Below are 14,261 nucleotides of genomic sequence, written 5' to 3'. Positions count from 1 at the left end.
TGGGGCGTCAGGCGGTCTGGTGGGCGAGCAGCGCCACCGCCGCGACCAGCACCGCCAGCAGCGCGATCAGCGCCGTGGGGTTCAGCCCCGCGAAGAAGTTCTCCTGCTGCAGCCGCTCGCGGTTCGCACGGCACACCGGGCACCGGCCCTCGCTCACGGGCGCGGCGCAGTTCGCGCACACCAGCCGGTCATACGTCATGCGCTCGCCCTCCTCCCACCGGTTCCATCGTCATAACGCCCACGACCACGCGAACGTTCCCCTCCCACTGTGCCAGGTTCCGCGGTAAACGGCGCGGTCCCCCGTATCCTGCCCCGGCGGCGGGACCGCGCGGCAGCGCCGTACATCCGTCACAAAGGGAACAAGTGCCGCGCAACCCCGGACGGTGACTGCGGTCGTCCTTCCGCTTCGCGTATGGTCACGCTCATCTACCCCCGGCTACCCGTGGTGCATCCGTGATCCGATTCGACAACGTGTCCAAGGTCTACCCCAAGCAGAACCGTCCTGCCCTCAGGGACGTCTCCCTGGAGGTCGAGAAGGGCGAGTTCGTGTTCCTCGTGGGGTCCTCCGGCTCCGGAAAGTCCACCTTCCTGCGGCTGGTCCTCCGCGAGGAGCGGGCCAGCCACGGACAGGTGCACGTCCTGGGCAAGGACCTCGCCCGCGTCTCCAACTGGAAGGTGCCGCAGATCCGGCGCCAGCTGGGGACGGTGTTCCAGGACTTCCGCCTGCTGCCGAACAAGACGGTCGCCGAGAACGTGGCCTTCGCGCAGGAGGTCATCGGCAAGTCGCGCGGCGAGATCCGCAAGTCCGTGCCGCAGGTGCTCGACCTCGTCGGCCTCGGCGGCAAGGAGGACCGGATGCCCGGTGAGCTCTCCGGCGGTGAGCAGCAGCGCGTGGCCATCGCGCGGGCCTTCGTCAACCGGCCCAAGCTGCTCATCTGCGACGAGCCCACCGGCAACCTCGACCCGCAGACCTCCGTCGGCATCATGAAGCTGCTCGACCGGATCAACCGGACGGGCACCACCGTGGTGATGGCGACGCACGACCAGAACATCGTGGACCAGATGCGCAAGCGCGTCATCGAGCTGGAGCAGGGCCGCCTCGTCCGCGACCAGGCGCGCGGCGTCTACGGCTACCAGCACTGATCACCTCCGATCGCGCCCCCTCGCGTCCACGGAAAGGCCTGAAGGACCCGCCATGCGCGCCCAGTTCGTCCTGTCGGAGATCGGCGTCGGTCTCCGCCGCAACCTGACGATGACCTTCGCGGTCGTCGTCTCCGTCGCCCTGTCGCTCGCCCTGTTCGGCGGGTCGCTCCTGATGAGCGACCAGGTCAACACCATGAAGGGCTACTGGTACGACAAGGTCAACGTCTCCATCTTCCTGTGCAACAAGAGTGACGCCGAGTCCGACCCGAACTGCGCCAAGGGCGCGGTGACCGAGGACCAGAAGAGCCAGATCAAGACCGACCTGGAGAAGATGTCGGTCGTCGACACGGTCACCTACGAGTCCCAGGACGAGGCGTACAAGCACTACAAGGAGCAGTTCGGCGACTCCCCGCTGGCCAGCTCCCTCACGCCGGACCAGATGCAGGAGTCGTACCGCATCAAGCTGACGGACCCGGAGAAGTACCAGGTCATCGCGACCGCCTTCGACGGGCGCGACGGCGTGCAGTCGGTGCAGGACCAGAAGGGCATCCTGGACAACCTCTTCGGGCTGCTGAACGGCATGAACTGGGCCGCCCGCGCGGTGATGGCGCTGATGCTGGTCGTCGCCCTGATGCTGATCGTGAACACGGTGCGGGTCTCGGCGTTCAGCCGCCGCCGGGAGACCGGGATCATGCGCCTGGTCGGCGCCTCCGGCTTCTACATCCAGGCGCCGTTCATCATGGAGGCCGCGGTCGCCGGGCTCATCGGCGGCACGCTCGCGTGCGGGTTCCTGGTGGTCGCGCGGTACTTCATCATCGATCACGGTCTGGCCCTGTCGGAGAAGCTGAACCTGATCAACTTCATCGGCTGGGACGCCGTGCTGACGAAGCTGCCGCTCATCCTCGCCACGAGCCTGCTGATGCCCGCGTTGGCCGCGTTCTTCGCGCTGCGCAAGTATCTGAAGGTGTGACTCTTGCCCAGTGGGGGCGCACGGCCAACCGGCCGTGCGCCCCTTCGCGTTGTCCTAGACTCACCGGCATGTCAGGTCGTGACCCGTTCTGTCAGCCCCGCCGCATCGGCCGCGGAGCCGCCCTGACCTTGGTGTTCGCGAGTGTGCTCGTCGCCGGTGCCGCCACCGGCAACCTGCCCGAGTCCGACCGGAGGGCGGCGGCCGACGACGCCCGTCCGGCGGCGCACTCCGGGCGCCACGCGGACGTCGCCCGGGCGGCCGAGGAGGCCGCGGCCGACGGCGCGTCCCCCCTGGAGGCCGCCGAGCGCGCCGTCAGCCGCAGCGGGGACCGCTGGGCCGCCGTCTACTCCCCGGGCGAGTACGAGGAGTTCGAGGAGTCCCTGGACGGCCGGTACACCGGTGTCGGGCTGTGGGCCCGCGAGCGGGACGGCCGCATCGAGGTGGCGAAGGTCGGCAGCGGCACCCCCGCCGCCGACGCCGGGATCCGCGCGGGCGACCGGCTGCGCAGCGTCGACGGGGAGAAGGTCGACGGACGCCCCGTCACCGAGGTGGTCTCCTTACTGCGCGGCGACGGCACCGGTGAGACCGCCGGCACCACCGTCCGCCTCGGTCTGGAGCGCGGCACGCGCGCGTGGAGCCAGACCCTGCGCCGGGCCCGGCTGTCCCGCGACACGGTCACCGTCCGCGAGACCGCCGGCCGGGTCACCGTCGTCAAGGTCACCGCCTTCACCAAGGGCTCCGGCGAGAAGGTCCGCGCCGCCGTGCGGCGGGCCCCGGCCGGCGCCGGGATCGTCCTGGACCTGCGCGGCAACTCCGGCGGCCTGGTCGCCGAGGCGGTCACCGCGGCCTCCGCCTTCCTCGACGGCGGCCTGGTCGCCACCTACGACGTCGAGGGCGAGCAGCGCGCCCTGCACGCCGAGCCCGGCGGCGACACCGCCAGGCCCCTGGTCGCGCTCGTCGACGGCGGGACGATGAGCGCGGCCGAGCTCCTCACCGGCGCCCTCCAGGACCGCGGGCGGGCGGTCGTCGTGGGCTCCCGCACCTTCGGCAAGGGCTCGGTCCAGATGCCGACCCCGCTGCCCGACGGCTCCGTCGCCGAACTGACCGTCGGCCACTACCGCACCCCCTCCGGCCGGAGCGTCGACGGCCGCGGCCTCGTCCCCGACCTGGAGGCCGACGACGGGGCGCTGGAACGGGCCGGGACGGTCCTGAGCGGACTGGGCCGGTAGCGCCGTCGCCGCGCCGGAGCGATAATCGGCTTCCCGCGGACCCCCTCCGTAGTGCGAAAATGGCGGCACTATGGCTAAGGAAAAAGGGCGCAAGCTGATCGCGCAGAACAAGAAGGCGCGGCACGACTACCTCATCATCGACACCTACGAGGCCGGCCTGGTCCTCACCGGGACCGAGGTGAAGTCGCTGCGCCAGGGCCGGGCGTCGCTGGTCGACGGCTTCGTCCAGCTGACCGACCACGAGGCGTGGCTGCACAACGTGCACGTCCCGGAGTACAGCCAGGGCACGTGGACCAACCACAGCGCGCGGCGCAAGCGGAAGCTGCTGCTGCACCGCGAGGAGATCGACAAGCTGGAGTCCAAGTCCCAGGAGACGGGGCACACCATCGTGCCGCTGTCCCTGTACTTCAAGGACGGCCGCGCGAAGATCGAGATCGCGCTGGCCAAGGGCAAGAAGGAGTACGACAAGCGCCAGACGCTGCGCGAGAAGCAGGACCGGCGCGAGGCCGAGCGGGCGATGTCGGCGGTCCGCCGCAAGCAGCGCGCCTGAGCGGGAACAACCCGGCGCCGGGCGGCGTTGAACCCGGTGCCACGGCGGGACGACGGCCGCGACAACGGGTCGTGTCGGACGCCGGGAACACGGTGGCATCGTCGGGTGTCGGTCACGTACGATGGCATCTGCACCCCACCGCGGGTGCGCACCTTGAGAAATCAACATGGGGATGATCGGTTTCGACAGCGGCTGTCGAAGCAGGGGAAGCGTGTCGAGGAAGCGGCCATGATCTCGTAAACCACAGGCCGAAAAAAATAATCGCCAATTCCAAGCGATCCATCTCCCAGGGCGAGCTCGCCCTCGCTGCCTGATCTTCAGGTAGCGAGCAGCGGCTCCCCTACTTAAAGGGAGTGTCAGCCCGGGGGTGTTCCCGACCCGGATCCTGGCATCAGCTAGGGAACTAAACCTTGATCCCGGTCACGGGGTGAAGAGGGAAACCACACAGTGACTGGGCCCGTCGGAGACTTGTCGGCGTGATCTCCGGGGCCGAGAAAGCACAGCCGACTGCACACGGAGAAGCCCTGGTTCCGCACCGTTGGACGCGGGTTCGATTCCCGCCATCTCCACTCCACCCCATGTGGGCACAGGCCCCGTCGCCTCGAGCGACGGGGCCTGTGTCATGCGGGCGCCCGCACCGCCGTGCTCGCCCGTTCCGTCAGGCGGGGCGACAGCAGGGTGCTGTGCGGCACGGGCGCGCCGGACAGCTTCCGCACCAGCAGGTGCACCGCGCGGGTGCCCAGCTCCGCGGACGGCACGGCGACCGAGGTGACCGGGACGCGGGCCGACGCGGCGACGGGGGCGGGGCAGACGGCGACGAGGGACAGGTCGCCGGGGACGCGCAGGCCCAGCCGCTCGAAGGCGTCGATCAGCGGGTCGAGGAGCGGTTCGTTGTGCACGACCACCCCGGTCAGCGCCGGCTGCTCGCGCAGCAGCCGCTCGGCGACCGCCCGGGCGGCGTCCCGGCCGGTTCCGCACGGGTGCACCGCGGAGGCCAGCCGGTGCCGGTCGGCGGCGGCCGTGAAGCCCTCCACCAGCCGCCGTGCGAACGCGGTCCGCCGCACGTACACCTCCGGCGGCGAGCCGACCAGCGCCACCGCCCGGTGCCCCAGCCGCACCAGGTGGTCCACGCACAGCTCACCGGCCGCCCGGAAGTCCAGGTCGACGCAGGTCAGCCCGTCCGGTTCGGCGGGAACACCGATCAGCACGGACGGCAGGGACAGCGAGCGCAGCAACGGCAGCCGGGGGTCCTGGAGCTGCACGTCCATCGCCACCACCGCGTCCGCCAGCCCCGCGTCCGCGACGCGCCGGATCCCCTCCTCGCCCTCGCCCTGGGTGAGCAGCAGCACGTCGTGGTCGTGGGCGCGGGCGGCGGTGACCACCGCCACCGCGAACTGCGTGACCACCGGCACGTGGACGCCGGAGCGCACCGGGACCGCGAGGGCCAGCACCCTCGACCGGCGGGCCGGGGGACGGGCGCCGGCGTGCGGACGGTAGCCCAGCTCGCGGACGGCGGCCTGGACGCGCCGCCGGGTGGCGTCGGAGATCGGACGCTTGCCGCTGAGCGCGTACGAGACCGTGCTCGGGGAGACCCCGGCGCGCCGGGCCACGTCCGTGATCTTCACCATCGGGGGTCCTCGTCTGGCACTGTCCGTGGGGGATGCCGAAGGGGGCACGCGGTGTTCGTCGAAGCGCTTCGACGGGTGAAGGTATGCGCGGGGCGCGGGGCCGTCAATGGGGTGCGCGGGAATCCGCGGGGCGGTTCGGCGGCTCGGACGGGAAGCGGTTCGACCGCCCGAACAGGGCGACGGAGACGGCCAGGGCGGTCGCGGCCGCCGCCACCGGGACGCCGTACCCGGCCGTCACCGAGACGTGTTCCACCACCCAGCCGCCGGCCGCGCTGCCGCAGGCGATCCCGCCGAGCAGACCGGTCACCGCGAGCGTCATGCCCTCGTTCAGCCGGCCCTCGGGGGTGTACCGCTGGACCAGGGTCATGGCGGTCACCATCGTCGGGGCCGTGGCCATGCCGGCCGGCAGCAGCGCCCCCGCCAGCACCAGGAGCGAGCCGGTCAGGCCGGCCGCGAGCAGCGGCAGGGCCATCAGCGCGGTCATCGCGGCCAGGCACCACGGCAGCCGGGCCCGCGCGGACCCGGCGGGGCGCACCGCGCCGTACAGCAGGCCCGCCGCGCAGGAACCGGCCGCCTGGAGCGCGAGCACCGCACCGGCCGCCGAGCGGTGCCCCCGGTCGTCCGCGAAGGCGATGGTGACGACCTCCATCGAGCCGAACACCGCACCCGTCGCCAGGCACACGGCCAGCAGCGGCCGGATGCCGGGGGCCCGGAAGGGGGCGCGGCCGGTTGTGCGCCGCCCGGCCGGCGGCTCGGTGGACCGCTGGGCGGTGAACAGCACCACGCCCGCCAGCAGCAGCACGGCCCCCACGAGGGTGCCCGCCTCCGGGAAGAACGCCCCGCACAGGAAGGCCGCGAGCACCGGGCCGAGCATGAAGCACAGCTCGTCCGCGGCCTGTTCGAAGGAGTTCGCGGTGTGCAGGGCCTCGGCGTCCCCCTTCAGCAGGTGGGCCCAGCGGGCCCGGGACATCCCGCCGGTGTTGGGGGTCGTGGCGGTGGCGGCGTAGGAGGCGAACAGGGTCCAGTCCGGGGCGCCGTGGCGCACGCACAGCAGCAGGGCGAGGGAGCCCAGCACGGCGAACACGGTGGCGGGCAGCGCGACGCGGGCCTGCCCGTACCGGTCGACCAGGCGCGCGGTCCACGGGGCGACCACCGCGGTCGCCGCCAGGCCGGTCGCGGTGACGGCGCCGGCGAGGGCGTACGAGCCGCGCGTCCCGGCGATCATCACGACCGCGCTCACGCTGAACATGCCCATCGGCAGCCGGGCGACGAGATTGCCGGCCGTGAACGCCCGGGTGCCGGGCAGGGTGAGGAGACGGCGGTACGGGCCCTTCTCCCGGCCGCCCGCCGGGTCGCCGGACCGGCGGGCGCGCGGGCCGAGGTCGGCGGCGACGAGGGTGTCGGAGGTGACCGTGAGCAGGACGGTGTCCCGGGGGTTCGGCTGAGGCATGCCCCCACCGTCGCCCGTGGCCGCGCGGACGGTCCAACACCTTCTCGGCGCCGATTCACGCACCCGTGTTGTAGGTTCGCGGGGTGTCCGCCCCCGCCCACCTCGACCCCCGTCTCCTGCGCGCCTTCGTCACCGTCGCCGAGGAACTGCACTTCACCCGCGCCGCCGCGCGCCTCTACGTCGCCCAGCAGGCGCTCAGCCGGGACGTGCGGCGGCTGGAGCGGGAGCTGGGCAGCGAGCTGTTCGTCCGGACCACCCGCCAGGTGACGCTCACCGCCGACGGCGAGCGGCTGCTGCCGTACGCGCGCCGGGCGCTCCAGGCGCAGGACGACCTGCTCGCCGCCGCCGGGCAGGCCCGGCCCCTGCTCGTGGACCTCAACTCCGCGGGCCTGGAGACCCCGCGCCGGGTGCTGCACCGGGCCCGCGGACTCGCCCCCGGCCACGAGCTGATGGCCCGCTACGAGAGCGGACTGACCTGGGCCGCGGGGGAGGTGCTCGCCGGGCGGCTCGACGCGTCGTTCGGGCGGTTCGCGGGGCTCGCCCCGGCGCTGCGGGCCGGGCTCGACCAGCAGCCCGTGCGCTACGAGCCGATGGCGGTCGTGCTGCCCGAGGACCACCCGCTGGCCCCGCTGCCCGAGGTGCCGCTCGCCGCGCTGGCCGGCGAGACGGTGTACGCCGGGGCCGGGAACCCGCGCACGCCGGAGTGGACGGACCTCGCCCGGCTGCTGTTCGAGGGGCGGGGCATCGCGCTCGCGCCACCCGTGCCGCTGGCCGTCGGGGACGAGGAGTTCCAGCGGATCATGGCGAGAACGCGCCATCCGATCCTCGCCGTGGTGGACTTCCCGGAGCTGCCCTCGACCGTGCTGCGCCCCCTCGTCGACCCGGTCCCGCTGTCACCCGTGTCACTGGTGTGGCGCAAGGGTCTGGTCCACCCCGCCCTGGAGGTGCTCCGGCGGGCCGCGGCCGTCCTCGCCGCGGAGGAGGGCTGGCTGGAACGACCCGAGGAGGGATGGATTCCGGCCACCGACTCCGTCGTGATGACGTCCGTGTGATGTCTCACCCTCGCTACGAAAGGGCACAGGGCGAACACGCATCCTCCGCGTGCGCTACATTCGTCGCCCGAGCATTGTGTGGTAGACGGGGCGCTCGGAGCGGGTGGGGGCCCGGTCCGACGGCGAGTGCTCGGGTCGTGCGCGCACCCGGAACCATCCCTGGGGGGAAGTGCGTGCGCGTGGAAAAGTGGCGAGAAGACGCCCAACCGGAACGGCTCGGAGCCGCAGGGGCGTTCGAGGAGTTCCCGGAGAACGACGAGGACCGGGACCTGGGCGACACGCGGCTCCTCCCCGAGGACGGCTACTTCGCCGGGCCCGGCGCGAGGGGCGGTGCGGAGATTCACGACGCCGACGCCGGGGCCGGGACCGGCTTCGACTCCCTTGAGGACCGCTGGGCCCGCCTGGGGGTCCTCCCCACCGGGAACGACGGGAACCGGGCCCCGGGCGGCGCCTCCCGCGGCGCGGATCCCGCCGCCCGGCCCGGGACGCGGCCCGGCGACGCCCGGCGGGCGGGGGCCGCGTTCACGGCGGGGACCCCGGACGGCACGGCGCCCGCCGACGGCCGCGAGGACCGCACCGCGGCCGCGCGCGAGGGCCGGGCGGACGATCCGTGGGACGCCGAGCGCACCACGGCCCTGCGGGTCCCCCGCCCCCGGACCGGTGCTCCCGGGGCCCCCGGCGGCCCCGGCGCCAGGGTGACGTGGCCCTCCTCCCCGGAGGGGACCCGCACCCCCGCCCGCGACCCCTGGCAGGAGGAGCCCGCCGAGACTGCCGCGGCCACCCACGACGCCACCCACGACCCGCACGAAGTGACGGTTCAGCTCGACGCCGTGCAGTTCGGGGACGGCGGCGTGCTGCGCCGGTCGCCGGACCGGGTGGGCGGCGGCCAGGACGCCTCCGCCGGACCCGTGTTCGTCGACGAGTCCGGCCGCCGGGTCCGGCTCTACCGCCGGATCGGCCTGGCCGTCGGCCTCGCCTGCGCGGGATACGCCGTCGTCATGGTCGCCACGCTGCTGTCCGGCAACTCCGACGCCCCCTGGATGCCCGTCCCCGGCCAGCAGGAGCGGCCCGCGGGGAAGGTCGAGACCTCGCCGCGGCCCGCCGAGACGGACGCCGCCCCCGGCTCCGGCACCAGCCTCTCCCCGGGGGCCACGCCGGCCACCGGCGCCCCGACGGCGCCCGGGTCCGGCGTCACCGCCCCCGGGTCCGGCACGGCCGGCGCCGCGGACGAGCCGGGCACGGGCGCCGACCCGGCGCCGGCGCAGACCCCGAAGACCCCCGTGAACCCGGGCACCGGCGACGACGACGTCACCCCCACGACCCCGGACGAGACCCCGACCGCCCCGGTCCCCGACCCCACGGTGACGGACGACCCCGCTCCCGGCACGACCGCCCCCACGGGCGGCGGTGACGGCGGTGACGCCGGCACCGACGACGTCGCCGGCGCTCCCGCCGGTCCGCCGGTCGTCGCCGAGGGCCCCGCCGCGCAGTCGGAGCCGTCCGCCACCCCCGCCGCACCGTCCCCGGAGAACGTCCTCTGATGGCATCCCGCTCCCACCGTCGCGGAGCCGCGCGCCCGGCCCGCGACGGCGCCCCGCGCCGCCGCGTGCCCCTGCGCCTGCTGCTCCCGCTGCTCGTCCTCGTCGCCCTGGCCGCGATGCTCATGCTGCGCGGGTACGTGCACAGCGAGATCCTCGCCGACCACCGCGTCGGGAAGCCCGCCCCCACCGACCGGGTGCCGAAGGAGATACTCGAGGGCGGTCCGGTCATCGACGCCCGCGCCGGCCGCACCGAGAGCCTGGGCGTGCCCGACCACCGCCTGGTCCTCACCTTCGACGACGGCCCGGACCCCACCTGGACGCCGAGGGTGCTGGACGTGCTGAAGAAGCACGACGCGCACGCGGTCTTCTTCGTCACCGGCACCATGGCCTCCCGCTACCCGGACCTCGTCGAGCGCATGGTCGACGAGGGCCACGAGATCGGCCTGCACACCTTCAACCACCCCGACCTCTCCCTCCAGTCCAAGAAGCGCATCGACTGGGAGCTGTCGCAGAACCAGCTGGCGATCACCGGCGCCGCCGGCATCCGCACCTCGCTCTTCCGCCCGCCGTACTCCTCGTTCTCCGCCGCCATGGACAACGAGACCTGGCCGGTCACCCAGTACATCGGCAGCCGCGGCTACCTCACCGTCGTCAACAACACCGACAGCGAGGACTGGAAGCGGCCCGGCGTCGACGAGATCATCCGCCGCGCCACGCCCGAGGACGGCGAGGGCGCCATCGTCCTGATGCACGACTCCGGCGGCGACCGCAGCCAGACCGTCGCGGCGCTGGACCGGTTCCTGCCCGACCTGAAGGAGCAGGGCTACGAGTTCGACAACCTCACCGAGGCCCTGGGCGCGCCCAGCGCGCACAGCCCGGTCACCGGCGCCGACCTGTGGAAGGGCAAGGCGTGGATCTTCCTGGTCCAGGCCTCGGAGAAGATCACCGGCGTCCTGGTGGTGGGCCTGGCGATCATCGGCACCCTGGTCATCGCCCGCTTCGTGCTGATGCTCCTCCTCTCCGGCGCCCACGCCCGCCGGGTCCGCCGCCGGGGCTTCCGCTGGGGCCCGCCGGTCACCGAGCCGGTGACGGTGCTGGTCCCGGCGTACAACGAGGCCAAGTGCATCGAGAACACCGTCCGTTCCCTGATGGCCTCCGACCACCCGATCGAGATCCTCGTCATCGACGACGGCTCCACCGACGGCACCGCCCGGATCGTCGAGTCCATGGGCCTGCCCAACGTGCGGGTGATCCGCCAGCTCAACGCGGGCAAGCCGGCGGCGCTCAACCGCGGCCTGGCCAACGCCCGTTACGACATCGTGGTGATGATGGACGGCGACACGGTCTTCGAGCCGTCCACCGTCCGCGAGCTCGTCCAGCCCTTCGGCGACCCGAGGGTGGGCGCCGTGGCGGGCAACGCGAAGGTCGGCAACAAGGACAGCCTCATCGGCGCCTGGCAGCACATCGAGTACGTGATGGGCTTCAACCTGGACCGCCGCATGTACGACGTCCTGCGCTGCATGCCGACCATCCCGGGCGCCGTGGGAGCCTTCCGGCGCTCGGCCCTCGAACCGATCGGCGGCATGAGCGACGACACGCTCGCCGAGGACACCGACGTCACCATGGCGCTGCACCGCGCCGGCTGGCGCGTGGTCTACGCCGAGAACGCCCGCGCCTGGACCGAGGCCCCGGAGACCGTCCAGCAGCTGTGGTCCCAGCGCTACCGCTGGTCGTACGGCACCATGCAGGCGATCTGGAAGCACCGCCGCGCCGTGATCGAGAAGGGTCCCTCGGGCCGCTTCGGCCGCGTGGGCCTGCCCTTCGTCTCCCTGTTCATGATCGTGGCCCCGCTGCTGGCCCCGCTGATCGACGTCTTCCTGCTCTACGGCATCGTCTTCGGCCCGACGCAGAAGACGATCGTGGCGTGGCTGGGCGTCCTGGCCATCCAGGCGGTCTGCGCGGCGTACGCCTTCCGCCTCGACCGCGAACGCATGACCCACCTGATCTCGCTGCCGCTGCAGCAGATCCTCTACCGCCAGCTCATGTACGTCGTGCTGCTCCAGTCCTGGATCACCGCCCTCACCGGCGGCCGCCTGCGCTGGCAGAAGCTGCGGCGCACCGGCGTCGTCGAGGCACCCGTCACCGGAGCGGTGCCGGGCCGGCGCGACCGGCGCAGCGATGATCGGAGGCCCGTGGCATGACCCACGGATACACGACCGGCACGGGCCCGGAGCCGGCCGGCCCGTACGGAACCCCGTACACGGGGGACGCGAACGGGACCACGGGGATGCCGCCCGCCGTCCCGCGGCAGCGCACGGCCGAGCCCGCACCCCCGCCGGATCCCGCCGCCGCGCCTGCCGCCCCCGGGAAGCCGGGCCGTGACCGGTACCTGGACCTGCTGCGCTCCATCGCCCTGGTCCGCGTCGTGGTCTACCACCTCTTCGGCTGGGCCTGGCTGACGGTGCTGTTCCCGTCGATGGGCGTGATGTTCGCGCTGGCGGGCTCGCTGATGGCGCGTTCACTGAAGCGTCCGGCGATGGGCGTGATCCGCGGCCGGATCCGCCGTCTCCTGCCGCCCATGTGGGCGTTCGCCGCGGTCGTGCTGGCGATGATGCTCGCGAACGGCTGGAACCCGGTGGAGGACCCGGACCACGGCGACACCTGGGGCCTGATCGGGCTGTTCAACTACATCGTCCCGATCGGCGCCCCGCCCTACCCCTGGCACATCGGCTCCCCGTCGGGCCTGCTGGAGGACACCTGGGCGGTGCAGGCCGCGGGGCCGCTGTGGTACCTGCGCGCCTACCTGTGGTTCGTCGTCGCGTCGCCGCTGCTGCTCTGGCTGTTCCGCCGGGCCCCCTGGCCGACCCTGCTCGCCCCGCTGGGCCTGACGGCGATCGTCGGCACGGGCCTGGTGACCATCCCCGGCGAGACGGGCAACGCGGTCACCGACTTCGCGGTCTACGGCGGCTGCTGGGTGCTGGGCTTCGCCCACCAGGAGGGCCTGCTGAAGCAGATCCCGCGGTACGTCTCCGTCTCCTGCGCGTCCCTGGTGATGGCCTTCGGCCTGTGGTGGGCCTCGAACCACCTGGGCCCCGACGGCTGGGACCTCAACGACATCCCGCTGGCCCAGGCCACCTGGTCGTTCGGCTTCGTCGTGATCCTGCTCCAGTACTCCCCGTCGTGGCAGGAACTCCCGGGACGCCTGGCGAAGTGGGAGAGGCTGGTGACCCTCTCGAACAACCGGGCGGTCACCATCTACCTGTGGCACAACCTGCTGATCATGGCGACGGTCCCGGTCATCGACCTGCTGTACCGGCTCCCGTTCATGCAGAGCGAGCGCGCGACGGCCGCCCTCGACAGCTCGTACACGATCTGGATGTTCGCCCTGGTCTGGCCGCTCATCGGCCTGATGGTCCTCGCGGTCGGCTGGGTCGAGGACCTCGCGGCGAAGCGGAAGCCACGCCTGTGGCCGAACGGCGCGAAGCGCTCCACCGGCCGGCGGAGCAGGGCCGGTGCGGCCCACCGGGGCTGACGTCACGTCCGCCGGAGGCCGGGGACCGCTCGGGGCCCCGGCCGCGCTACCGCGTCGGCGTGCCCCGTGGAAAACTGCCCCTGTTGCGGAAGTGAACAGGGCGGCCAGGGGGCGGGTGCGGATGGGCGAGCGGCAGACGCGGAGGATGCTGCGGCTGATGGCGAGCGGGGAGCCGGTGGAGCTCACCAGCCCGATGGCGTCCGTGAAGAAGCTCGCCCGGCTCGCCTTCGTGGCCCAGCAGTTCGGGTACGAGTACGCGGACGTGCGGCAGGGCGGGAACAACGGCCGGCTCAAGATGCTGATCGTGCCCGACCCCTCCCCGCAGGCGCGGGCCCGGGCCGCGCGGAACTGGGCGCGGTACCCGAACGCGGGCGACGGCGTCTCGCTGCCGCCGCTCGTGCCGGACGCCCTCGAACTCCTCAGGGCCCGCATCAACTTCGACCTCACCGGCAAGAGCGCCGAGAAGCGGATGGGCTACGGGGCGCTCGGCGTCACCGTCGGCTGCGCGGTCCTGGCCTTCCGGGCCGGGGGCGCGTCGTCCGACTTCGTCCTGGCCGGCGTGATCTGGCTCGCCCTCCTGGCCTTCCTCGGCATCGGCCTCGTCGTCACCCGCGGGCGCAACGCGAAGTTCGCGGCCCGGTTGCGGGCCGCCGGGTTCACGCCGGTGACGGACGAGACCGGCCGGGTGCGCCACCTGCCCCCGGGCGGGCAGCTGCCGGGACACGGCAACCCCTTCGGCGGCCCGTACGGGGCCCAGGGTGCGGGGATGCCGGGCGCGGTCCCCGGGCAGCCTCCGATGCCGTACCCCCGGCAGGCCCCGGGCCCGTACGCCCAGCCCGCCCCGGCCGGCCCGTACGCCCAGCAGCCCCCCGTCCCGGCCCCCGGCGGCCCCTACGCCCCGCCGCAGCCGCCGCACGGGCAGCCGGCCCAGCCGCCGTACCCCCAGCACCCCCAGCAGCCGCAGGCGCCCCAGCACCCCCAGCAGAACCCCTACCGGCAGCCCCCGCGGCGCTGAACCGGACGGAACCGGCCCCCGGGCCCGCACCGCGCCTCACCGCCCCGTCCCCGCCCGGTGCCGGACACCTCTCACCCCGTCCCCGCCGGAGGTGAGAGCAACGTTCCCCGCCGGTCACCGTGGGCCACAGACCGGAAACGCTCCCTCCCTA

The 14,261-nt window shown here is 73.4% G+C and carries 12 protein-coding genes and 1 other RNA gene; 10 read left to right on the top strand and 3 right to left on the bottom strand.

Features of this window, described 5'->3' with window-relative positions; all coding sequences use genetic code 11:
* Positions 1-7: 7 nt before the first annotated feature.
* Positions 8-199, bottom strand: a complete 192-nt coding sequence (locus GL259_RS16075; RefSeq protein ID WP_159533375.1) for a hypothetical protein — start codon at positions 197-199, stop codon at positions 8-10.
* Between the two features lie 254 nt (positions 200-453).
* Here GL259_RS16075 and ftsE point away from each other — a divergent pair, with 254 nt between their 5' ends.
* The 5 genes from ftsE (at position 454) to ssrA (ending at position 4,464) form a co-directional block, all read left to right on the top strand.
* Positions 454-1,143, top strand: a complete 690-nt coding sequence (gene ftsE, locus GL259_RS16070) for a cell division ATP-binding protein FtsE (protein WP_159533371.1) — start codon at positions 454-456, stop codon at positions 1,141-1,143.
* 52 nt (positions 1,144-1,195) lie between these two features.
* A complete protein-coding gene (gene ftsX, locus GL259_RS16065; RefSeq protein ID WP_159533369.1) occupies positions 1,196-2,113 on the top strand; it encodes a permease-like cell division protein FtsX in 918 nt (305 codons plus the stop codon).
* Between the two features lie 68 nt (positions 2,114-2,181).
* Positions 2,182-3,342: a S41 family peptidase gene (locus GL259_RS16060; RefSeq protein WP_159533367.1), complete on the top strand. Its 1,161-nt coding sequence runs from the start codon at positions 2,182-2,184 to the stop codon at positions 3,340-3,342.
* A 70-nt stretch (positions 3,343-3,412) separates the two neighbouring features.
* A complete protein-coding gene (smpB, locus tag GL259_RS16055; RefSeq protein ID WP_159533365.1) occupies positions 3,413-3,892 on the top strand; it encodes an SsrA-binding protein SmpB in 480 nt (159 codons plus the stop codon).
* Positions 3,893-4,060: 168 nt separating this feature from the next.
* Positions 4,061-4,464, top strand: a transfer-messenger RNA (tmRNA) gene (gene ssrA, locus GL259_RS16050).
* Positions 4,465-4,512: 48 nt separating this feature from the next.
* On the opposite strand, the gene GL259_RS16045 is transcribed toward ssrA, so the two are convergent.
* On the bottom strand, positions 4,513-5,520 hold the full coding sequence (locus GL259_RS16045) for a LacI family DNA-binding transcriptional regulator (RefSeq protein WP_159533363.1): 1,008 nt from the start codon (positions 5,518-5,520) through the stop codon (positions 4,513-4,515).
* A gap of 103 nt (positions 5,521-5,623) precedes the next feature.
* A complete protein-coding gene (locus GL259_RS16040; protein WP_159533361.1) occupies positions 5,624-6,970 on the bottom strand; it encodes an MFS transporter in 1,347 nt (448 codons plus the stop codon).
* A gap of 83 nt (positions 6,971-7,053) precedes the next feature.
* Here GL259_RS16040 and GL259_RS16035 point away from each other — a divergent pair, with 83 nt between their 5' ends.
* The 5 genes from GL259_RS16035 to GL259_RS16015 all read left to right on the top strand — a co-directional run bounded on the left by GL259_RS16035 (position 7,054) and on the right by GL259_RS16015 (position 14,110).
* Entirely contained in the window at positions 7,054-8,022 is a 969-nt protein-coding gene (locus GL259_RS16035; protein WP_159533359.1) for a LysR family transcriptional regulator, read from the top strand.
* 179 nt (positions 8,023-8,201) lie between these two features.
* Entirely contained in the window at positions 8,202-9,563 is a 1,362-nt protein-coding gene (locus GL259_RS16030; protein WP_243762631.1) for a hypothetical protein, read from the top strand.
* Positions 9,563-11,764: a glycosyltransferase gene (locus tag GL259_RS16025; protein ID WP_159533355.1), complete on the top strand. Its 2,202-nt coding sequence runs from the start codon at positions 9,563-9,565 to the stop codon at positions 11,762-11,764. The genes GL259_RS16030 and GL259_RS16025 overlap by 1 nt, the downstream gene beginning before the upstream one ends.
* Positions 11,761-13,095 (top strand): acyltransferase, encoded by a 1,335-nt coding sequence (locus GL259_RS16020; RefSeq protein ID WP_159533353.1) that lies wholly within the window; start codon positions 11,761-11,763, stop codon positions 13,093-13,095. Before GL259_RS16025 ends, GL259_RS16020 begins: the two co-directional genes overlap by 4 nt.
* Before the next feature lie 121 nt (positions 13,096-13,216).
* Positions 13,217-14,110, top strand: coding sequence for a hypothetical protein (locus GL259_RS16015; protein ID WP_159533351.1), 894 nt, complete (start codon positions 13,217-13,219; stop codon positions 14,108-14,110).
* The last annotated feature ends 151 nt before the right edge of the window (positions 14,111-14,261 follow it).

This window comes from Streptomyces sp. Tu 3180, assembly GCF_009852415.1.
GTDB lineage: Bacteria > Actinomycetota > Actinomycetes > Streptomycetales > Streptomycetaceae > Streptomyces.
This window is presented reverse-complemented; position numbering and strand designations above follow the sequence as displayed.

Coding starts and splice junctions, on each gene's coding strand:
- GL259_RS16075 (WP_159533375.1), bottom strand. CDS start 199: ATGACGTATGACCGGCTGGTGTGCGCGAACTGCGCCGCGCCCGTGAGC.
- ftsX (WP_159533369.1), top strand. CDS start 1,196: ATGCGCGCCCAGTTCGTCCTGTCGGAGATCGGCGTCGGTCTCCGCCGC.
- GL259_RS16060 (WP_159533367.1), top strand. CDS start 2,182: ATGTCAGGTCGTGACCCGTTCTGTCAGCCCCGCCGCATCGGCCGCGGA.
- smpB (WP_159533365.1), top strand. CDS start 3,413: ATGGCTAAGGAAAAAGGGCGCAAGCTGATCGCGCAGAACAAGAAGGCG.
- GL259_RS16045 (WP_159533363.1), bottom strand. CDS start 5,520: ATGGTGAAGATCACGGACGTGGCCCGGCGCGCCGGGGTCTCCCCGAGC.
- GL259_RS16040 (WP_159533361.1), bottom strand. CDS start 6,970: ATGCCTCAGCCGAACCCCCGGGACACCGTCCTGCTCACGGTCACCTCC.
- GL259_RS16025 (WP_159533355.1), top strand. CDS start 9,563: ATGGCATCCCGCTCCCACCGTCGCGGAGCCGCGCGCCCGGCCCGCGAC.
- GL259_RS16020 (WP_159533353.1), top strand. CDS start 11,761: ATGACCCACGGATACACGACCGGCACGGGCCCGGAGCCGGCCGGCCCG.
- GL259_RS16015 (WP_159533351.1), top strand. CDS start 13,217: ATGGGCGAGCGGCAGACGCGGAGGATGCTGCGGCTGATGGCGAGCGGG.